Consider the following 21451-nt stretch of genomic DNA (forward strand, 5'->3'; position numbering starts at 1 on the left):
CTTTTTATTCAATAAAAATTAAGTAATATTATGTCTGATCTAAAACAAATATCTAAACAAATTGCTACCTTATGTGAGCAAATAAACAGCTACAATCATCAGTATTACGTTTTAGATGAACCTACCGTTCCTGACGCTCATTACGATAGATTAATGCGCGAATTACAAGCCTTAGAGCAAGAGTATCCACAATTAAAGCAAGTTGACTCTCCGAGCCAAAAAGTTGGCGGAGAAGCGCTGAAATCTTTTACGCAAGTTGAACATCAAATTGCCATGTTATCTCTCGATAACGTATTTAGTGAAGATGAATGGCAAGCATTTGTTAAACGAATTACAGACCGATTATCAGACAAACAAGCGATTGAGTTTTGTGCTGAGCCTAAGCTTGATGGCTTAGCGGTAAGTATTCGTTACGAGCAAGGGGTATTAGTACAAGCTGCCACTCGCGGTGATGGCAAAACAGGTGAAAATATTACCGAAAATGTTCGCACTATTGGCTGCATTCCACTAAAGCTTCAAGGTAGTGGTTACCCTGAAATACTTGAAGTTCGTGGTGAAGTATTTATGCCTAAAGCGAGCTTTGAAGCATTAAATGAAAATGCCATTAAAAAAGGCGAAAAAACCTTTGCTAACCCTCGCAATGCTGCTGCCGGTTCACTGCGCCAATTAGACTCAAAAATTACCGCTAAACGTAACTTAGCATTTTACTCTTATGGTTTAGGTTATGTGAGTGATGAAAGTTGGCTAGCAGGCAGTCATTACCAACGTTTGATGCAAGTAAAAGACTTGGGCGTACCTGTATGTCCAGAGATTAAATTATTAAGCGATCAAAGTTTATGTGATGATTTCTACCAAGATATTTTAGCTAGGCGCGAGCAGTTAAGTTATGAAATCGATGGCGTGGTATTAAAAGTTGATAATATTGCTGCACAAAAAGTTTTAGGTTTTGTTGCTCGTGCTCCGCGCTGGGCAACGGCCTATAAATTCCCTGCACAAGAAGAGTTAACGCAACTTCTAGATGTTGAATTTCAAGTAGGTCGTACAGGCGCAATAACTCCAGTTGCTCGTTTAGAGCCGGTTTTTGTTGGCGGCGTTACCGTAAGTAATGCAACATTGCATAACCAAGATGAAATAAACCGTTTAGGCTTAAAAGTTAAAGATACGGTGATCATCCGCCGTGCTGGTGATGTGATCCCACAAGTGGTGAGTGTAGTACTAGAAAAACGACCTGATGATGCGACTGAAGTTACTTTTCCAGCAACTTGCCCTGTTTGTGACTCCGCGGTTAAACGCCTTGAAGGTGAAGCTGTACTGCGCTGTACGGCCGGTTTGTTTTGTGAAGCTCAGCGCAAAGAAGCTATTAAGCATTTCTCATCTCGTAAAGCCTTAGATATTGATGGTTTAGGCGATAAGTTAGTTGAACAATTAGTTGATGAAAAACTTATTTCTACTCCTGCTGATTTATTCCAGTTAAATGAGACGATATTAACCACACTTGAACGCATGGGCTTAAAATCAGCACAAAATATTGTTGCCTCATTAGAAAAAGCCAAGCTAACAACCTTGGCTCGTTTTATTTATTCACTAGGGATCCGTGAAGTAGGGGAGACTACAGCCAGTAACTTAGCTCAACACTACTTAACTATTGATGCGATAAAATCAGCAGACTTAGACAATTTACAATCAGTACCGGATGTAGGCGCTATCGTCGCTAAAAACATAGTTAACTTTTTTGCAGAAGAGCATAATAACCAAGTTGTTGAACAGTTAATTCAAGCTGGCGTTCACTGGCCTGAAATTGAAGTTAAATCGGATGATGAACTACCGCTTAAAGATCAAACTTTTGTTTTAACCGGCACACTAAGCCAAATGGGTAGAACCGAAGCCAAAGCAAAATTACAATCTTTAGGAGCTAAAGTTTCGGGCAGTATTTCAGCTAAAACTCATTACTTAGTTGCTGGCGAGAAAGCCGGTTCAAAACTAACTAAAGCCAATGATTTAGGCGTTAAAGTTCTTAGTGAAGACGACATGGTTGAGCTACTTTCTAGTCATAATGTAATCTAGATAAGCAACTCATCAATATTTTTGAAAATAGCACTGTATTCTTCAGTGCTTTTTTATCAAATTCCCTCCAGTTTTGAAATGGCTCGAACGGCTGAAAAATGCCAGCTGCGCCATACGATGTTAGAAAAAATACTCCGTCATTCCAACCAAAAACACGATGTAATCACGATGCCATTTTTCTTATATTGTGAATTGCATTTTGTGACGTATAGATCTATATCGATAGTCTTCTTAGAGTTAATTATCTAATAGTGCTGCCATTTTTAATGTTATTTATTCATCAAACGTCACTTCAAATATTTTGAAGTGAAATATCAAATCATTGCGTTATTTTTATTAAAAAGTTTATTTTAATATAGCTTCATCAAATAGAAATGGCTTAAAAGAAAGGCGAGTAGCTTTCCTTTAAGTATAAATAAAATGTTTAATAATTAATCTATGCTTAGGCTAGTTTTACTAAACTACTTCTAACTTAAATAATATTAAGGAAAAGATGATGACAGTTTCAAAACTTGAAAATTTAACGGTTGCAGGCGCTGGTGTACTTGGTGGTCAAATTGCATGGCACAGTGCTTTTAAAGGCAAAAATGTTGTTGTATATAACCGCAGCGAAACAGGCCTTGCAAGTTGTCGTGTTGCTCATGAAACTTATGCAAATATTTACAAGCAAGACCTTGGCGCAACAGACCTTGAGATTGAGCAAACGAAACAACGTTTAGTATTTACAACAGACTTAGAAAAAGCGGTAAGTAATGCTGATATTGTTATTGAAGCAATACCAGAGATCCTTGATGTAAAAATTAAATTTTACCAAAGCATGCAAGAATTTTTGCCTGAGCACACAATTTTAGCAACTAATTCATCTACGTTACTACCAAGTGATTTTGCTGAGCACACGGGTCGCCCTGAGAAGTTTGGTGCATTACATTTTGCTAACCTTATCTGGTCAATGAACCTTGCAGAAGTAATGGCGCATGAAGGCACCTCAGAGCAAACATTAATTGATACAACTCGATTTGCAGTTGAGATAGGCATGGTACCTATCCCAGTAGAAAAAGAATATAACGGCTATGTAATTAATGCCATGTTAGTGCCTATTATTAATGCCGCACAAAGCTTAATTACTAAAGGCGTTTCGACACCTGAATATATTGATAAAACTTACATGATCTTCAACCGTGGTACATCTCTTGGTCCATGTGGGATTATGGATATTGTCGGCTTTAAAACTATTTATAATGTTTTAAGCTATTGGGGCGAAGTTAAAAATGACCAAGATATGCTAGATAATGCTCAATACATTAAAGAGAATTTTGTCGACAAAGGCATTCAAGGTATTCAAGGTGGCAAAGGTTATTATCAATATCCAAACCCAAGCTTCCAAGCTGAAGATTTCCTAGATGTACCGGATATTTCTAAAGCTGAAGAAATTGCCAAAATGGCCTTGCTAGCATAATGTAATGAGCGATAGTTATTGGCTGTGCTAAAGCAATATTAGCTAATATATAACTCATACAATATCTAATAAATATAAAGTTAGTCGATGAAAGTCGGCTAACTTTTTTTATTAAAATATCATCTAATTTTTATAAATTTAACTTGAGTGAAAAATTGGAAGCTAAATGCCCACAGCTTTCTTGAGCACAGGGTGGATCTTGTCTACAATAGACTACTTTATATTTACTTTAGGCCATTAAAATGAATGACACTAAATCACTACCCGAATTACCAGATAGACTTTCTTGTAACCCTCGCAGCCCACATCATGTAGAAGAGGTTTTTGAACACAATATCGGTATAAAAATTAACGGTAAAGAGCGTACCGATGTTGAAGAGTATTGCATTAGTGAAGGTTGGATAAAAATTCCTTCTCCAAAAGCACTAGACCGTCGTGGCCAGCCACTTTTAATAACACTTAAAGGTAAAGTCGAAGCCTTTTATTGTTAAGCTATGCTACACATCTAATCTTTAAAGAAGCTTAGATGTGTATTAAACACCTCATTAGTTATTTTCTGTAGCTGAATTTACTATTTCTAGAATCGCTGGATGCTTTAATCTTCGTTCAGGTGAAATGATATAGTAAGACTCTTTGATTTCTTTGGTACGCCCAAGTACTTTTACTCCGTATTTTTCAACGATATGCTCTTCAATAAGCGTAGGGCTACAAAAGACTCCAGAGCCTTGTTTCGCAAACGACTTCATTAGTGCACTGTCATCAAATTCAGCAATAATATTGGCTGAAATATTATGCTTTTCTAACCACAATGAAATAGATGCTCTTACCGCCGATTGTTTACTTTGGATAAGCCAAGGTAACTGGGATAAATTTTCAGGGAATTCTTTGCTGCATGTTTGCAGTAATTCCTCTGTTGCAAAAAAACTAAATCCGCTTTCTATCAACTGGTGGTTATAAGCCTTTACGTGGCTACCAAGCTGTAAAGGTTGATCGGTTAATATACAATCAATTTTATTGATGGAAAGATCGGCTAATAAATGGTTTTGTTCACCTTCTTGGCAAATTAACCGCACTGATTCATTCATTTTTAAAACAGGGGATAATAGTTGGTGGCCTAATACTTTTGGGATGACGTTGGTTATACCAACGGTGAAGGTATGCCATAGTCCAGGTTGTTTTCTTTGTAAGATATTTTTTATTTCATCGCCTAGCTGAAAAATTTCTTCAGCGTAACTAAAAATAAGTAATCCCATTTCAGATAAATATAATTTTTTACCTTTACGGTCAAATAACTTAACTCCAATTTGCGTTTCAAAGTTAGCAATTTGGCCGCTGATAGTCTGAGGTGTCAGACTTAATCTTGTGCTTGCTTTGGTAATGCTTCCTTCAGTAGCAACAACATAAAAGTAAAAAAGATGATTGTAATTTAAAGGACTCATGGGATTATTGTCAGTTTTTTTCGAATTAAAAGTTAATAATATTCGAATTTACCAACAACAACAAGTAAGCTATAAAAGATATAACTTATAATTTTTATTACTATGGAAAATAATGACACGTTATAAAAAAGACTCTTTCTTATCCGCTGTTTGTCCATTAACTTTTAGAGTTAATTCCTTGAAAAATAAAAAATTAAGTTTTTTACTAATATCGATAATGCTGTCGTTTTCTTCTGTTGCTAAACAGCTAGATGATAAAGAAAAGCACATAGTTGACTCATGTAATGCTTACAAATACAGCGATGATGAAACCGCGACACTAGCTTGTGGGATTTATATTCGAGGCTTTTTCAATGGCATGCTCAACTCAGCCAATACCGATGTTAAAAAGATTGAGAAAAATAGCAAAAGCACATCCAGTTTTGTGGAAAGAGCTTACGCTAATAGGGTTGGCAAAAGAGGGGAGCGTAAGGCGAGAAATTATTCCTGTTTAACGGTTGATGAGTTGCGAGATAAAATTTTAGTAAGCCTTAGTGATGATTCCCGTAAACCTTTTAATTCACTTAATCATATAAATAAGTTTCTAGTTAATAAATTAACTGCAGCTTGTTCATCAAAAAAATAAACTAGTCGATGAAGATCAAAGTTCAAAATGATTTGATAGATATTGATCAATCAATAACTGAGTATATTCAACGTATGCTTCGACTTGGTTTGTCAAAATATTCAACCAATATATCGTCTATCAACTTTTTGGTATCTAGGGTTAAAGAGCAAAGAGATAAAGATGATAAGCATTGTGTTCTAACTATTACGCTTGTTAATCGCGAGAATATTGTTGCCGAGGAAACTCAGCCCGATCTTAACTTTGCCATTGATCGTGTTATTCAAAAAGCGACTAGAAAAATTACACGAAAACTTTTATCTTAATAAAAAAGTAAATATAGTGTTAGGCTTTAGGGAGAGCTCTATTGAGGATTTATGAAACATACAATTAGTCTATTTATAACTTTAGCTGCTTTTTGGCTACTTAATTCAGGACATTACAGTGTCTTGATTTTGTCGTTAGGTTTAGCGTCTATAGCTTTGATTATATACATAGCGAATAAAATGGATGTTGTTGATCAAGAATCGCAACCGCTGTACTTATCTCGCAAAATATTTGGCTATTATTTTTGGCTTATTATCGAAATTATTAAAGCAAACACTACTGTAGTTAAACATATTTGGCTGGGTAAAAAGACGATATCGCCTACTCTTAAAAAAATTAAAGTAACGCAACAAACTGATATGGGCAAAGTGATATATGCAAACTCTATTACGCTTACTCCAGGTACTGTTGCGATAGACATAAATGAAGACGAAATCCTTGTACATGCTTTAATCGCAGAGGATCTTGATTCATTAGAATTCGGTGAAATGGATCGCCGAGTAACCTCATTGGAGAACTGATGTTAATTGCCGCAACAGTAGCTATTTTTATCGCCATGCTTTTAGCAATCTTTCGAGGGATTGCTGGACCTACATTATATGACCGCATTTTGGCCGTTAATACGTTTGGCACCAAAACTGTGTTGATGATTTCCCTATTGGGTTTTGTGATGGGACGCCCTGAGTTTTTAGATATTGCGATTGTGTACGCATTGATTAACTTTATCAGTGTGATCGGTGTCTTGCGTTATTCTGATACCGACCAGTTTAAGCATACTCCGCCTAATAAAAAATCTGAGGAGGAGCTATAAATGGAACTTTTGATAACCATTGTTAGTGGTCTATTTTTATTAGTCGGTAGCTTTCTTTGTCTTTCTGGCGGAGTAGGCATTATTCGTTTCCCAGACTTTTATACTCGCATGCACGCCGTTGGCGTAACAGATACTTTAGGTTCGGTCATGATCTTAACCGGGTTAATGATGCAAAGTAGTGATTTATTGGTGATTGCAAAGCTTATTATGGTGTTGTTGCTTATTTTATTAGTTGGTCCTACAACTAGCCATGTTCTTGCCAAAGCAGCTTTTCATAATGGCTTACAGCCCAAAGGTTTATCTACAGAAAACAAACATAATAATAAGGAGTCTTCCTCATCGAATACTTGATTAATATAGTACTGCTAAGTTTATTAGTAGTAGTGGCTATCGGTATCATTCGCATGAAAGACTTATTTGCAGTGGTCATGCTTACTGGTATATACGGATTATTATCGGCAAGTTTCTTTGTTGCTATGGATGCCGTTGATGTCGCTTTTACTGAAGCTGCCGTGGGGGCAGGTATTTCAACTTTACTTATGTTAGTTGTTATTACAATGACAGGGCGTAAAGAAAAAGCAACTCGTCACAAACCATTCGCAGCGCTGTTTGTTGTTGTCATTACTGGCGGCTTACTGGTTTATGGCACATTAGATATGCCACTTTTCGGCTCTGCTGATGCACCTATTCATAATCACGTTGCCCCACGCTACCTTAATGATTCAATGCAAGAAATAGGTATCCCCAACGTTGTTACCTCAGTATTAGCAAGTTATAGAGCATTTGATACTTTTGGTGAAGTCGTGGTTATTTTTACTGCTGGTATCGGTGTTTTGGCAATGTTATTTGCTCATCGTCGCCGCGAAGAGGATGAAAAACTTGCTGCAATAAATGATTCTATGCATGAAAAGCATCTTGTTATTCGTATTGTTACTAAAATGCTGATCCCATTTATCTTATTGTTTGCGCTTTATGTACAGTTTCATGGGGACTACGGCCCTGGTGGAGGCTTTCAAGCAGGGGTGATTTTTTCATCTGCTATTGTCTTGTATGCCATGTTATTTGGCTTAAGTGCGGCACGTAGAGTGGTTAACCAAGGCTTTATTCAATTAATGGCTGCATTTGGCGTGCTGTGTTATGGCTGTGTTGGTATTGCTTCATTGCTCAATGGTGGTAATTTCTTTGATTACAACGTGTTATCTAACGATCCTGTTGCAGGTCAACACTTAGGTATTTTGTTAATTGAATGGGGAGTAGGGGTTACCGTAGCGTCTATTATGATAATTATATTCTTTAGTTTTGCCGGACGACGTGAGATACAGCAGTATGTTGAACAAAATAAAAATAAGGAGTCTGTGTAATGCTCATCGGACTTTTTAATAATTGGGTAGTTATTGTGCTGATGATGAGTGGTTTGTATATCGTTATTGCTCAAGGTAATTTAATTAAAAAACTTGTTGGTTTAACAATATTCCAAACCTCGGTATTTATTTTTTATATTAGTATGGCGAAAGTCAGTGGTGGTAGCGCCCCAATTTTAGACCAAGAGATCTCTGTATATTCTAACCCATTACCTCATGTTTTAATTCTTACCGCGATTGTTGTTGGTATTGCGACCACGGCATTAGGCCTATCATTGGTGGTTCGTATTAAAGAGTCTTACGGCACGATTGAAGAAGAAGAAATTCAACAGCAAGATAATTTGCAAAACCAAAAAGAAAACAAAGTGGAGGTGAAAGAGTGATTGCACACCTTCCCATTTTACAAGTAGTTATTCCGCTGATGGCGGCACCTATTTGTTTGATCTTAAATCGCTCTAAACTCGCCTGGTTATTTGCTTTAATCGTTAGTGGCGTATCATGTTTGGTGAGTATTTTATTACTGCAACAAGTAATGACCACTGGCGTGATTTCATATGAACTTGGTGGTTGGCAAGCGCCTTGGGGAATAGAGTATCGAATTGATGAACTCAATGCCTTGATGTTGTTAATCATTTCCGCTATCAGCACCATAGTTTTATTTGCTGCGCCGAAAAGCATAGATAAAGAAATAGTTAAAGGTAAGCACACTTATTTCTATGTTTTATATCTACTCTCGCTTACGGGAATGTTGGGTATTGTTGCAACCGGTGATGCGTTTAATGTCTTTGTCTTTTTAGAAATTACTTCGCTGTCCGCCTACGCGCTTATTGCTATGGGTAAAAAGAAGCAAGCGGTTTGGGCGTCATTCCAATACCTTGTTATGGGAACCATCGGCGCTACATTTATCTTAATAGGTATTGGTTTGATGTATCAAATGACCGGTACGTTAAATATGCAAGACTTGTCGCAACGTTTACCTGAAGTTGCCCAAACACGTACTGTCTTTACCGCTTTTGCCTTTGTTATCGTTGGCGTTTGCTTAAAGTTAGCTATGTTTCCGTTGCATCTATGGTTACCAAATGCGTACGCTTATGCGCCATCAATTGTTACCTCATTCTTTTCAGCAACCTCAACTAAAGTTGCCATTTATTTATTAATCCGCTTTACCTTTTCTGTGTTTGGTCTGTCGTTCTCTTTCACCACAGTACCACTACAAACACTGTTTATGACACTGGGTTTAGTGGGCATTTTTGTTGCATCTATTTCGGCAATTTATCAGCACAATATTAAACATCTTTTTGCTTACTCAAGTATTGCGCAAATAGGCTATATGATTGTTGGTTTTAGTATCAGCTCGGTAGCTGGTTTAACTGCCACCTTATTGCACTTGTTTAACCATGCATTGATGAAAAGCGCAATATTCTTAGCGTTAGCCGCTGTAGCTTATAGGGTCGGTAATGTTCGACTTGATAGCCTTAGAGGATTAGGTCGCCAGATGCCATTGACTATGGCAGCCATTGTTATTGGCGGTTTAAGTTTGATCGGTGTGCCATTAACCGTTGGTTTTGTGAGTAAATGGTATTTACTAAGTGCTTTAATCGAACAAGGCTGGTGGCCTGTTGCCGTGCTAATTTTGTTAGGTTCAATGTTAGCGGTTATCTATGTTTGGAAAGTTGTCGAAGTCGCTTACTTTAAAGAGCCTGTTGGCACACCTGTTAAAGAGGCGCCTATTGGATTTCTTATCCCAATATGGATACTGGTTTTAGCTAATGTTTATTTTGGTATTGATACTCGCTTTAGCGTACAGGTAGCGCAAGCTGCTGCCGAAAGTTTGTTTGGAGGTGCGCTATGAACTTGTCTTTAGACTTGATGTTACAACTGGCAATTATATTGCCAATATTATCAAGCTTTGCCATTATCGCCGCCGGACGTTACCCTAATCTTCGAGAAAGTGTGACTATAACAACTTGCTTAATATTAATTTATTTAGTGGTTAACTTATATCAAGGGCTATTAGCCGATGAAACTATTAGCGTCTTTTGGTGGGAGCTATTACCAGGGTTAAATGTTAGCTTTGATATTGAACCGTTAGGCATGCTCTTTGCCTTAATTGCCAGTTTTCTTTGGTTAGTAACTACCTGTTATGCCATCGGCTATATGCGCAGCCATAATGAAAAAAATCAAACACGTTTTTATGTTTGCTTTGCCATCGCTATTGGCGCGGTGATAGGCCTTGCGTTTTCTGCCAACCTTTTCACCTTGTTTATCTTTTATGAAGTACTTACTTTATCGACTTACCCACTTGTAACTCATGCTGGGACCGAAAAAGCGAAACAAGGTGGTCGAACTTATCTGGGGATCTTATTAACCACATCTATTGTGCTCTTTTTGCTTGCCATTGTCGGTACTTGGTTTGTTGCCGGCACATTAGATTTTAAACTTGGTGGTATTTTTAGCGATGATGTCAGCATTTTCGTTGCTAGTGCACTTTTAGTGTTATTTATTTTTGGTATTGGTAAAGCCGCTATTATGCCTTTTCATCGTTGGTTACCAGCAGCTATGGTTGCGCCAACTCCGGTAAGTTCATTATTACATGCCGTAGCGGTAGTTAAAGCCGGCGTATTTACCGTATTAAAAGTATGTGTATTTATTTTTGGTTTAGACTTACTTGCCATCTTACCAACCACTCAGTTTTTACTTTATTTAGCTGCTGCGTCTGTTTTACTCGCATCGATTGTCGCTATGCGTCAAGACAACCTAAAAGCTAGGCTAGCCTATTCAACGGTGAGTCAATTAGGATATATCACTATAGGTGCATTACTAGCAACATCGACCGGCGTAGTCGGTAGTTCAATGCATATTGCCATGCATGCATTTGGTAAAATCACTTTATTCTTCTGTGCCGGTGCAATATTAGTTAGCTTACACAAATCAAAGATAAGTGAAATGGTTGGTATTGGCAAACAAATGCCAATAACCATGGCCGCATTTTTTATCGCTAGCCTTAGTATTATTGGCGTTCCACCTACCGGTGGTACCTGGAGTAAATGGTATTTAATGATGGGGGCGTTAGAGACTGAGCAATTTATCATAATGATGGTGTTAATGCTAAGTTCATTACTTAATATTGCCTACTTATTACCCATCCCTTTTCATGCTTTTTTCCCTAACTTAACAGCATTTAAACCGATAGAGCAGGGAGCTAGTAAGGTCATTCAAGAAAAGCAAAAAATAGACGCTGGCTCTGATATACAGATCAAAGAAGCACCATTACCTTCTTTAATCGCTATTGTGGTAACCGCCTTAGGTTGTTTAATTTTATTTGTGCATCCCCAGCCTTTATTTGAGCTGGCAACATCAGTTCTAACGGGGAGAGGCTAGTTAATGAAGAATGAAAAGAAGTACTTATTTGATGATCCTAAAAATATTAAGCGCTTAATGCATATATTTTATGCCTGTTGCGTCGTTTTAGTTGTTTTAGATTTTGTTATACATCGCCATGTAATGCATGATTGGGAAAATCTTTGGGCGTTCTATCCTATCTATGGATTTATTGGTTGCGTAGTACTTGTGGTGGTAGCTAGTTGGATGCGTACCTTTTTAATACGCAGTGAAGATTATTACGATAAACCTAATACTAGCGATGTTAATGATGGCTCGGTAACTGACACTTCTGCTATTAAAGGAGCTAACCATGTGGATGATTGATATACCACCTTTTGTTCCTTTTTTTATAGGAGCACTGTTATTAATAGTTAGTCGCGGTTTGTTGCGCAGCGCTATTATGTTAGCTATCCCTATATTAAGTGCGTTGCACTTAATGATGGTACCTGAAGGTATTCATCTGCAATTTACATTTCTTGCTTATGATTTAACTCCTTACCGGGTAGATAAATTAAGCATAATGTTTGGTTATGTTTTTCATATAGCGGCCTTAATTGGCATAATTTACTCATTACATCTGCGTGATACCCTACAACAAGTTGCTGCGATGATGTATGCAGGTAGTGCCTTAGGGGCTGTTTTTGCGGGGGATTTATTAACCCTGTTTATCTTTTGGGAACTATTAGCTTTTACTTCGGTATTTCTTATCTGGGCTCGCAAAACTCAGCGCTCATATCACGCCGGTATGCGTTATCTTATTATCCAAGTATTATCTGGGGTTATTTTACTCGCTGGTGCGCTTTTTTATGCCGGTGAGAATAATTCGTTAGCGTTTGGCTACATCGGTTTAGATAGCATTGCTGGTTGGCTTATTTTTATTGCCTTTGGCATAAAGTGTGCTTTCCCTATCGCCCACAATTGGCTAACCGATGCCTATCCTGAAGCTACCGTCACCGGCACTGTATTTCTTAGTGCATTTACCACTAAGGTTGCGGTTTATGCGCTAGCTCGTGCTTATCCTGGTACTGAGTTATTAGTGTATATTGGTGCTGCGATGACCTGCTTCCCAATATTCTTTGCCGTTATTGAAAACGATCTACGCCGGGTATTGGCTTACAGCTTAATTAACCAAGTAGGCTTTATGGTTGTGGGTATAGGTATTGGTACTGCGCTTGCTATCAATGGCGCGGTATCTCACGCTTTTAATGATGTTATCTTTAAAGGCTTACTGTTTATGTCAATGGGCGCTGTATTGCATATGACCGGGCGTATTAACGGCTCTGATCTCGGAGGCTTGTATAAAACCATGCCTAAAACCACCATACTCTGTATTGTTGGCGCCGCGTCAATTTCAGCATTCCCTCTATTTAGTGGCTTTGTCAGTAAATCTATGGTTATGTCTGCCGCTTTAGAAGAAGGCTTTGACTGGATATGGTTAATGTTATTATTTGCTTCTGCTGGCGTATTTCATCACGCAGGTATAAAAATTCCATATTTTGCTTTCTTTGCTCATGACTCTGGCATACGAGCAAATGATCCACCTAATAATATGTTACTTGCTATGGGTATATCTGCTGCGCTTTGTATTGCTATTGGTATCTACCCGCAAGCGTTATACTCGTTATTGCCATATGATACTGGCTACAATCCGTATGATGCCACTCATGTGTTGGCACAAACGCAATTATTATTCTTCTCGGCGTTAGCGTTTGTTTGGCTTAACCTTAAAGGTTTGTATCCACCAGAGCTGCGCTCTACGCATTTAGACTTTGATTGGATATATCGCAGGGCAATGCCTAATGTATTGCAATATAGTTTTGCTGTTATTTGGCGTGTGGATCGCGCATTACGAGATGCATTTAAATTAAGATTAAATGCCTGTATCAATTATTTCGCAGGTAAGAATGATCGTATTAGTTTATTGCTTTCCCGTGATTATCCGTCAGGAAGTATGGCTATGTGGGTTGCCGTAGTTCTGGCCACTTACTTATTCCTTAGCTTTATTCAGTAATGCCAAGCAACAAATACTCTCTACTAGATAAATACAATTACCCAGTAGAGAGTGTTATTTGGTTTAATGCTATTTAATTACTTTTAAGACCTTAATGTCTAAGCGTTTAGCTGTTCTGTTTAAATTACCTCTGTCTGTAGATAACAGTCTAGCGGCTGCCGCCCAATTGCCATTTTCTTGTTGCAGTACTTTAGTGATTAAACCTCGTTGAAAGTTTTCGGTAGCATCTCTTAAACTTATCGTTTCTTTGGCTATTTGTTCGCTAGCGTTGCTTAATTCATCGCTCATCACTGTGCTTAATAAATCTTTTTTTAGTAAACTCACTAAGTTGCCACAATCTTTTACTTCGATGTTTACTATCTTGTTATTACGCTGCCTAGCGCTGGCTTTTAATGCTGCACGGCTAACAACATGCTCAAGCTCTCGCACATTACCTGGCCAATCATAACTAGCTAAATAGTCAATTGCAGCCGTTGATGCTTTGAGTTGAGATATGCCTAATTTTCTTCTGCTGTTTTCAATAAAATATCCGGTTAATAATTCAAGATCGCCATCGCGCTCGCGTAATGGCTCAACAGTAACTGGGTAAACACTTAAACGATGGTATAAATCGGCTCTAAAGCGACCTTCATCGACCTCTGTTTTTAAGTTGCGATTGGTTGCAGCAAAGATACGAACATCGACTTGCTCGACTTTATCTTGGCCAACGGGCTGTATTTCATTATTTTGAATAGCACGTAATATTTTACTTTGGGCGCTAAGTGGTAGCTCGCCAATTTCATCTAAAAATAGCGTGCCGCCATCGGCAATTAAAAACTTACCAGCACGGTCTTTTTCGGCACCAGTAAAGGCTCCTTTTACGTGGCCAAACAGCTCACTTTCAATTAAATTTTCAGGTAAGGCTGCACAGTTAACATACACCAGAGGTGCGTTAGAGCGATTTGAGTACTGATGCAAAGTTCTTGCAACTAACTCTTTACCGACGCCGGTTTCACCATAGATTAAAATATTAAAATCTGACGGCGCGACAATTTTTATTTCGTTCTTTAATTTTGTAATACTTGGGCTTTGGCCAATGATCTCGCCGCCATCCCTGTTCAGGGCTTCTTTCGTTAATTCATTAACCACGTTTTGATTGTGTATCGCTTTGCTTTCTAGTTGCTCAATCATTAATGCTGTATTGAGCGTATTTGCCGCAATAGAGGTGATGGCATCTAAGGTTCTGCTTGGAATATTATCGAACACATGAGGTGTTAAGCTGTCGATAGTGAGCAAGCCTAATAGCTTGTCGTTAAAATATAGAGGTAAGCCCATGCAAGCATGTACGGGCAAATCTCCCTCTCTATCAGAAAGTAGACCATCGTATGGATCGGGTAGGGGACTATCAGCTGAAAACCTTACTGCAGAGCTTGAATTACAAAGCACTTCAAATCTTGGATGTTCGCTAATATAGAAGCGCCTACCTAAAGTGTCTTTAGTTAATCCTTGTTGGGCTATAGGCTTTAATAAATCTTGATGAAAAGAAAGCAAAGCAACGGCATCACAAGGGATGGTTTTTCTTACTGTATCGAGTAAACGACTGAACCGATCTTTCGAACTTAAACTGCTGGTTAAATCAATCGCCAGTTGCATTAATGTATTTGTCGTTATTTCATTCATAAGGAGCACTGTTTATTTAGGTTAGTGTTTATATGTTACATCAGAGTCATTATGACATCAATTTTAAAGTGTCATTATGACTACTTGTTAATGTGGTTTTTGGTTAAAACCCTTATATAACAATGCGTTGAAAAGTTGGCATCGCATTTGCTCTGTTATAGATATAGAGAATGAAAAACAAATTAGGAATTCAACATGTACGCACAGTTTTTTATAGCAAACCAACTTCCACAAATTGACAATGCACTTAACTTTCAAAAATGTTTAGTAATTGGTAACTGGTTAATGGTTACTTCATTATTAATCGTAGCGGCTTGTATCGCCCTTACTTTTGGCTTTGAAGATAACTTTGGAATTCCGGCTCAAGTTTCAGCTCATATTGCTACTATCGTTTTTGCGGGTTTATTAAAAATTGGTTACGTGCTTCGTTGTGTTGCTCTACATGCATTTGGAGCGAAAGTTTTTTAAATGATTTCTATTCACGATCCTGAACTTGTGCAATTACAAAATGACGCTAATAGTCAGCACAGTACGTTTAAAAAATTAACTAAGCATGCCTTATTTGATTTACCTTTTCGTTCATTCTTTTTAATTGCGGTACTAGCGTCGATTCTTTCTCTTGCACTTTGGTCCGCTTATTTAAATGGCAACATTAGTTTGTTAACCGGTAAGCTTTCAACAACCGTGTGGCATTTACATGAAATGTTATTCGCATTTGCTGCAACTGTCGCGGTCGGTTTTATTTTAACGGCTGCACAAACGTGGACAGGAAGAGCCAGTATTAAAGGGCTACCTGTGATGGCCTTACTCACTCTTTGGCTTTTGGTTCGAATTTGTTTATTAGTTAATAGCAGCTTTTTTGTGTACTTGGCTGTCGGCTTGCAAGCAATATGGTGGATTAGCGTAATCATTATTTTTGCTAAGCTTGTTTTACCCGCAAAAAACCGCCGTAATTACTTATTTATTCCTCTATTAACTGTATTAATGCTGCTTAACTTAGGCATCTTATTATTTGATTTAAATGCTCGCACAGACTTAGCCTTACACTTTGCAAGGGCTGCAGTACTAATGTTTGGTTTGATGATGGGGATTATGGGCGGACGTGTTATTCCATTTTTTACCACAGCGGCAACCTGTACCTCTAAAATAGTTACACCATGGTTTTTAACGCCTATTTTACTAGCAACTTCAATAGCCGGCATTAGTGTATTTTTTATTGGCCAGTTTATTAACTTACCTTTTACTCCTGCAGCGCTAATGATCGCTAGTGGTGTATTACATATTATTCGCTTAGGCTTTTGGCGCAGCACAATAACACTTAATACACCGCTGTTGTGGTCGTTACACTTATCATACTTTTGCCTAGGCTTAGGTTTGATACTATTAGGAGCAAGTTATTTAATTCCTGCGCTACAGTTTAGTGATGCTATGCATCTGTTAACTATTGGCGCGATGGCATTAATGATCTTTGCCATGATGAGCAGGGTTTCTTTAGGGCATACGGGACGTAGTTTACAAACTCATTTTTTAGTGCCAATTAGTTTTGCACTCCTTATTAGCGCTGCATTTATTCGAACGTTTTTGCCACTTATACAACAACACCAAGTAGCTTGGCATTTAAGTGCTACGCTATGGATATTCGCGGGTATTATTTTTCTCTTTATTTATAGCCCGATTTTAACCAAACCTAGATCTTAATTTTAATAATTTTATTTTCCCAACCATTTTTTTGGAGTACTTATGTTAACTGATGCACATATTGATATCGTAAAAAGCACTATCCCTTTATTAGAAAATGCAGGTTCAGCATTAACTAATCATTTTTATAAAAGAATGTTTTCTCATAACCCTGAACTGCAAGATATCTTTAATATGTCGAACCAACATACTGGTCGTCAACAAGTCGCTTTATTTGAAGCCATTGCTGCTTATGCTAAGAATATTGATAACTTAGGCGCATTAACTAGTGCAGTAGAGCGTATCGCCCATAAACATACTAGTTTTAATATCCAAGCTAAACATTATGAAATAGTGGGGATGCACTTAATTGAAACTCTGCGAGAGTTAGCACCAGAAGCCTTTACTTCGGATGTTGAAGAAGCTTGGACACAAGCCTACTTATTTTTAGCGCAAATCTTTATTACGCGCGAGAGTGAATTATATAAACTACGTACTGAAAGTTTTGGTGGCTGGGCAGGAACTCGTAAATTTAGCATTATTGAAAAAAATACCGAATCGGAATTAGTCACAAGCTTTGTTTTTGCACCTGTTGATGGCAAGCCAGTAATAGATTTCGTACCTGGCCAATACCTCGGGGTTGAAGTTACGCCAACAGACTCTAAATACAAAGAGATACGCCAATACTCTTTATCAACAGCTGCAAATGGTAAAACATATCGTATTTCAGTTAAACGTGAGGTAAATGGCGTACCAGGCCTAGTATCAAATTACTTACATGATAGTGTTAATGTGGGTGATGAAGTTAATCTCTATGCGCCTGCTGGTGATTTCTATTTTATTGATAGAAAAGCTCCTGTGGTATTACTTTCTGCAGGTGTTGGCATAACGCCTATGCAGTCAATTTTAGAAACATTAGCCGCTAATGAATACTCAGAGCCAGTACATTACTTACATGCTTGTGAGAACTCGCAGCAGCACTCATTCATTGAGCGTGTAAAGCAGTTAACTGCTGATAAACCATGGCAGCAATACACTTGGTATAGAAATGAAGAAAGTGATAATGAAAACATTGGCAATGGCGTAATGGATTTATCTACGCGCAATTTACCACTGTCTAATGGGGATTTTTACTTATGTGGTCCTATTGGCTTTATGCAATTTGCCAAGCAACAGTTACTTAAGTTAGGAGTGGCTGAGGACAGAGTGCATTATGAAGTGTTTGGTCCTCACGCAGCGCTTTAATTAACAAAAGCTTAGCTCTTTTAGTAAAACTAAAGCAAGCCAGTGCTTATAGCTCTGGCTTTTTTATTGTTTTTTATTTGTAATGGCATAGGACTTTACTTCTAAATAGCTAGGGGCTTGGTAATTATTCTCATTGGCACTAAGGATCATTTGCTCTGCTAGTGTGCTTGCCTGAATTGGTGAAAAACGTTTTAGCGAGCCAATAAATAAAAAGGCCATCAACTTAAACAAGTAACTACCAAAGCTTTCTAACAAGCGAGTCTCATTGCGCTTACCTAACAGTAAACTTGGCCTAAATATAACTAGGTTATTTAAGTTGATATCTTTTAGTGTTGTTTCCATAGCGCCTTTAGTTTGCGAGTAAAAGCTTAATGAATTTGTTGCAGCGCCAATAGCGCTAATAACGATAAATTGATCTACATTTTGTTGCTTACTTATTTTGCCAGCAGCAACGACAAAGTGAAAATCTACGTTTTTAAAATTTTGTTTTGATTTCGCTTTTTTTATGGTTGTGCCTAAACAGCAAAATACATCGTTCACCTTAAATTGCTCACTATGCTTGCTCAGATCACTAAAATCGGCAATGTGCTGCTCAAGTTTGTTGCTATCAATATCAAGTTTATGTCTAACCAAAATAATGATTCTTGTGTAGTTTGGGTTGTTTAGCAACATGTCTAAGCAATGTTTGCCAGTAAGTCCTGTCGCACCCAATAATAAGGCGGTTTTATTGTTCATCATAAAGGATTCATTTGTTACTCGGATAAGCAAAATATCATAACGTTATTTTGAGTGATAGCAATGAGAGGCAATCAAATTTTTAATAAAATTTAAATGTTAATTTTTTTTGTTAAAAATTGATAAAAAAATAAAATTTTATAAAAAAAATGCTTGCAATAAACTAAGCCAGTAAGAATAAGGCATTGCAAAAGTTATCCACCGTTTCTGTGTAAAACTTTAAAAAAGTATAAAAATAAAAGTGTAACCTAAATGTAACCTTACATTATTTTGTAATTGTAATTTAGTACTTACGCTCTAGTCGTTATTTTCATTGGTTTTTATAAATTACTAACAAAGTTATCCACAGGGTGTTGCGGAGGAGGTTTTATACATTTTTCAGTTGTGTATAAAAAAATAAATAAATTTATTTTTAATTTTTTTATCACTTAATTTTTGGCTGATTAATGCTTTTTTGCACCTTTGTTGCAATTTTTTGGCACGAAATATGATAGGTAAGATTTTTTGAAAGAAAAGTACTGTATATTGCTACAGATAAGGTGGTTATTGATGTGTGGCCTTGATCTGTTTGCAACAATTTCAGCAACTTACCCGTAAATGATTAATTGACATCGTTATTTTATTTGAACTTAGCAAAACTAAGCGCTGCAAGGCGGCAGGCTAGTTTGTTGAATTAGCTTAAGTGGGTAATTAGCCAAGTTGGTTTTTGTGAGAAAGTGATGAAAAGATTAATAAACTAGAAATTGGTTAAGTTATCAACAGCACCAAAATAGTGCTTAAAGTTGACCAAATCAGTCAACTTTAAGCGAAAATATTTAAACTTTGTTAGCTAGTTTTTGGGCGACAAAAATGCCAAGAGTCATTGCTAGTATAAAAACGATAACTTTAACATTGCCTGAGCTAAGGTTCGCAATTGCAGGACCCGGGCATATCCCTGATATTCCCCAACCGATCCCAAACAATGCCGAGCCTGTAATAAGACGTTTATCAACATTTTTTTGTTCAGGTAAAGCAAACTCTTGTGCGCACACAGGGGCTTTCATTTTTTTGATAATAAGTTGGTAGGTAATAATGTAAATCACAAGAGCGCCACCCATAACAAAGGCTAAGCTTGCATCCCAAGTACCAGCTAAATCTAAAAAGTTTAATACTTTGTTTGGTGACACCATTTGTGCAACAGTTAACCCGGCGCCAAACAATACACCACATACTAGAGCAATTATATTATTCATCTTAAACTCCTAATACATGACGGATAACAAAAACGGTAATAATACCTGAGCTCATAAAGCACATTGTTGCAATAATAGAGCGCGCAGATAAGCGTCCTATACCACAAATACCATGGCCACTTGTACAACCTGAACCCATTCGACTACCAAAGCCTACTAAAAATCCGCCAATTATGATTGCAGGCCAACTAATATCAATGCTTTGTGGTAAGCTAAAACCGAAAGGGCTGGTCAATAATGGTCCAATAATTAAGCCTATAATAAAGCATATTTGCCAATTTAGTTTTTTAGAAAAATTAAAACATAAATTGGCAAATATGCCACTAATGCCTGCAATTCTACCATTTAGTAATAATAATAAAAAACCTGATAAGCCTAATATAGCGCCACCTATTAAAGCTGAGTAAGGAGTAAATTCTGTCATTTTATTTCCACCATTAACTTTTATTACCTTCTATTATGCATCTTGATTGATTACAGGTATATACTGTTATTACATCATTTAGTTAAGAGTTGTGTTCATCATGACAAGAAGACTTCCACCTTTGCACTTATTTACTATTTTTGAAGCTTCAGCGCGCCACCAAAGTTTTAAGCTTGCAAGTGAAGAGTTATTTATTACACCTTCTGCGGTAAGTCATCAGATTAAATCATTAGAAGAGTATTTAGGGTTTGAGCTGTTCACTCGCAAAAGTCGAGGCTTGAGTTTAAATTCAGCGGGCAAGGTGTACTTAGGTTATGTTCAGAAAAGCTTAGAGTTACTTGAAAGCGGTACTAAAGCCGTAAAGAATCAATACAATGCACCAACTTTAAAAATATCTACGTTTCCGTCAATGACGGCTAATGTAATTATTCCGCAATTAAGTTTATTTCAACAAGCTCATCAGGATATAGATATTCGAATTGAAACGGGGATGAATGTTATTGACCTAAGATACGATGATGTTGATTTAGCGATTCGAATTGGTGATGGCAAGTGGCCAGATGTACAAGCTAAGAAATTGCTAGATATAAATATTGCTGCTGTTTGCTCTCCAGATTTTGCCAAAAAACATCAATTAACTAAAGTGTCGCAGATTAATGAGGTGCCACTTATCGATTTAACTAATATGGAACATATTTGGCAAACCTGGGCTAAATCTTTTGGTATCGATAACCTCAACCCTGAGCATAAATTAAGTTTTAGTCATTATGATGCGGCACTACAAGCGGCGGAGCAGGGATTAGGTTTAGCCTTAGCTATGATGCCGATAGAGCAATCATTAATTGAACGTAATCTACTGTGTAACCCATTTAATAAAACCTTGCCATATCGTTCTTCCTTATATGCGGTCTATAGAAAAGAAGATGAAAAAAGGCACGATATATCATGCTTTCTTGACTGGTTGCTAAAATCAAGAAACCTGCAAGTAAATTAAGCATTTGTTATTTTATGCAAAGCAAAGT

The 21451-nt window shown here is 37.3% G+C and carries 23 protein-coding genes; 18 read left to right on the forward strand and 5 right to left on the reverse strand.

Annotation, left to right across the window (positions count from 1 at the left end):
• Positions 1–30 precede the first annotated feature (30 nt).
• The 3 genes from ligA to FNN08_RS02620 all read left to right on the forward strand — a co-directional run bounded on the left by ligA (position 31) and on the right by FNN08_RS02620 (position 4011).
• Positions 31–2064, forward strand: a complete 2034-nt coding sequence (gene ligA, locus FNN08_RS02610; RefSeq protein ID WP_143583199.1) for an NAD-dependent DNA ligase LigA — start codon at positions 31–33, stop codon at positions 2062–2064.
• 496 nt (positions 2065–2560) lie between these two features.
• A complete protein-coding gene (locus FNN08_RS02615; RefSeq protein ID WP_143583200.1) occupies positions 2561–3520 on the forward strand; it encodes a 3-hydroxyacyl-CoA dehydrogenase in 960 nt (319 codons plus the stop codon).
• Positions 3521–3762: 242 nt separating this feature from the next.
• Positions 3763–4011: a DUF3297 family protein gene (locus FNN08_RS02620; protein WP_143583201.1), complete on the forward strand. Its 249-nt coding sequence runs from the start codon at positions 3763–3765 to the stop codon at positions 4009–4011.
• Between the two features lie 54 nt (positions 4012–4065).
• Here FNN08_RS02620 and nhaR read toward each other — a convergent pair whose 3' ends face one another.
• Positions 4066–4959, reverse strand: a complete 894-nt coding sequence (gene nhaR / locus FNN08_RS02625; RefSeq protein ID WP_143583202.1) for a transcriptional activator NhaR — start codon at positions 4957–4959, stop codon at positions 4066–4068.
• A gap of 112 nt (positions 4960–5071) precedes the next feature.
• On the opposite strand from nhaR, the gene FNN08_RS02630 reads away from it, so the two are divergent.
• Genes FNN08_RS02630 through FNN08_RS02680 form a run of 11 tightly spaced genes read left to right on the forward strand, consistent with a single transcriptional unit; the run spans position 5072 to position 13457 of the window.
• Positions 5072–5584, forward strand: a complete 513-nt coding sequence (locus FNN08_RS02630; protein WP_143583203.1) for a hypothetical protein — start codon at positions 5072–5074, stop codon at positions 5582–5584.
• Positions 5585–5592: 8 nt separating this feature from the next.
• Positions 5593–5889 (forward strand): HPF/RaiA family ribosome-associated protein, encoded by a 297-nt coding sequence (locus tag FNN08_RS02635; RefSeq protein WP_143583204.1) that lies wholly within the window; start codon positions 5593–5595, stop codon positions 5887–5889.
• 51 nt (positions 5890–5940) lie between these two features.
• A complete protein-coding gene (locus FNN08_RS02640; protein WP_143583205.1) occupies positions 5941–6411 on the forward strand; it encodes a Na+/H+ antiporter subunit E in 471 nt (156 codons plus the stop codon).
• Positions 6411–6701, forward strand: a complete 291-nt coding sequence (locus FNN08_RS02645) for a monovalent cation/H+ antiporter complex subunit F (RefSeq protein ID WP_143583206.1) — start codon at positions 6411–6413, stop codon at positions 6699–6701. The genes FNN08_RS02640 and FNN08_RS02645 overlap by 1 nt, the downstream gene beginning before the upstream one ends.
• A complete protein-coding gene (mnhG, locus tag FNN08_RS02650) occupies positions 6702–7052 on the forward strand; it encodes a monovalent cation/H(+) antiporter subunit G (protein WP_143583207.1) in 351 nt (116 codons plus the stop codon).
• Between the two features lie 32 nt (positions 7053–7084).
• Complete coding sequence (locus tag FNN08_RS02655) at positions 7085–8062, forward strand: Na(+)/H(+) antiporter subunit B (protein ID WP_260679260.1); 978 nt, start codon at positions 7085–7087, stop codon at positions 8060–8062.
• A complete protein-coding gene (locus FNN08_RS02660) occupies positions 8062–8445 on the forward strand; it encodes a cation:proton antiporter subunit C (protein ID WP_143583209.1) in 384 nt (127 codons plus the stop codon). Before FNN08_RS02655 ends, FNN08_RS02660 begins: the two co-directional genes overlap by 1 nt.
• On the forward strand, positions 8442–9914 hold the full coding sequence (locus tag FNN08_RS02665; RefSeq protein ID WP_143583210.1) for a monovalent cation/H+ antiporter subunit D family protein: 1473 nt from the start codon (positions 8442–8444) through the stop codon (positions 9912–9914). Before FNN08_RS02660 ends, FNN08_RS02665 begins: the two co-directional genes overlap by 4 nt.
• Positions 9911–11443: a monovalent cation/H+ antiporter subunit D family protein gene (locus FNN08_RS02670; RefSeq protein ID WP_143583211.1), complete on the forward strand. Its 1533-nt coding sequence runs from the start codon at positions 9911–9913 to the stop codon at positions 11441–11443. Before FNN08_RS02665 ends, FNN08_RS02670 begins: the two co-directional genes overlap by 4 nt.
• A gap of 3 nt (positions 11444–11446) precedes the next feature.
• Positions 11447–11770, forward strand: a complete 324-nt coding sequence (locus FNN08_RS02675) for a hypothetical protein (RefSeq protein WP_143583212.1) — start codon at positions 11447–11449, stop codon at positions 11768–11770.
• A complete protein-coding gene (locus FNN08_RS02680; RefSeq protein WP_143583213.1) occupies positions 11757–13457 on the forward strand; it encodes a Na(+)/H(+) antiporter subunit D in 1701 nt (566 codons plus the stop codon). Before FNN08_RS02675 ends, FNN08_RS02680 begins: the two co-directional genes overlap by 14 nt.
• Before the next feature lie 69 nt (positions 13458–13526).
• On the opposite strand, the gene norR is transcribed toward FNN08_RS02680, so the two are convergent.
• Positions 13527–15116 carry a nitric oxide reductase transcriptional regulator NorR gene (gene norR, locus FNN08_RS02685; protein WP_143583214.1) on the reverse strand — a complete coding sequence of 530 codons (1590 nt, stop codon included), beginning with the start codon at positions 15114–15116 and terminating at the stop codon, positions 13527–13529.
• A gap of 195 nt (positions 15117–15311) precedes the next feature.
• Here norR and FNN08_RS02690 point away from each other — a divergent pair, with 195 nt between their 5' ends.
• Genes FNN08_RS02690 through hmpA form a run of 3 tightly spaced genes read left to right on the forward strand, consistent with a single transcriptional unit; the run spans position 15312 to position 18038 of the window.
• Complete coding sequence (locus tag FNN08_RS02690) at positions 15312–15584, forward strand: hypothetical protein (RefSeq protein ID WP_143583215.1); 273 nt, start codon at positions 15312–15314, stop codon at positions 15582–15584.
• Positions 15585–16814, forward strand: a complete 1230-nt coding sequence (locus tag FNN08_RS02695) for an NnrS family protein (RefSeq protein ID WP_143583216.1) — start codon at positions 15585–15587, stop codon at positions 16812–16814.
• 42 nt (positions 16815–16856) lie between these two features.
• On the forward strand, positions 16857–18038 hold the full coding sequence (hmpA, locus tag FNN08_RS02700) for an NO-inducible flavohemoprotein (RefSeq protein WP_143583217.1): 1182 nt from the start codon (positions 16857–16859) through the stop codon (positions 18036–18038).
• Between the two features lie 63 nt (positions 18039–18101).
• Here the strand turns inward: hmpA and FNN08_RS02705 are convergent, their stop codons facing one another.
• The 3 genes from FNN08_RS02705 to FNN08_RS02715 all read right to left on the reverse strand — a co-directional run bounded on the left by FNN08_RS02705 (position 18102) and on the right by FNN08_RS02715 (position 20429).
• Entirely contained in the window at positions 18102–18776 is a 675-nt protein-coding gene (locus tag FNN08_RS02705; protein WP_143583218.1) for an NAD(P)H-binding protein, read from the reverse strand.
• An 812-nt stretch (positions 18777–19588) separates the two neighbouring features.
• Positions 19589–20005, reverse strand: coding sequence for a YeeE/YedE family protein (locus FNN08_RS02710; RefSeq protein WP_143583219.1), 417 nt, complete (start codon positions 20003–20005; stop codon positions 19589–19591).
• A gap of 1 nt (position 20006) precedes the next feature.
• Positions 20007–20429 carry a YeeE/YedE family protein gene (locus FNN08_RS02715; RefSeq protein ID WP_143583220.1) on the reverse strand — a complete coding sequence of 141 codons (423 nt, stop codon included), beginning with the start codon at positions 20427–20429 and terminating at the stop codon, positions 20007–20009.
• Positions 20430–20529: 100 nt separating this feature from the next.
• Between FNN08_RS02715 and FNN08_RS02720 the strand changes: the two genes are divergently transcribed.
• Entirely contained in the window at positions 20530–21423 is an 894-nt protein-coding gene (locus FNN08_RS02720; RefSeq protein WP_143583221.1) for a LysR substrate-binding domain-containing protein, read from the forward strand.
• Positions 21424–21451 lie beyond the last annotated feature (28 nt).

The organism is Thalassomonas sp. M1454 (assembly GCF_007097525.1).
In the GTDB taxonomy this organism is placed as follows: domain Bacteria; phylum Pseudomonadota; class Gammaproteobacteria; order Enterobacterales; family Alteromonadaceae; genus Thalassotalea_A.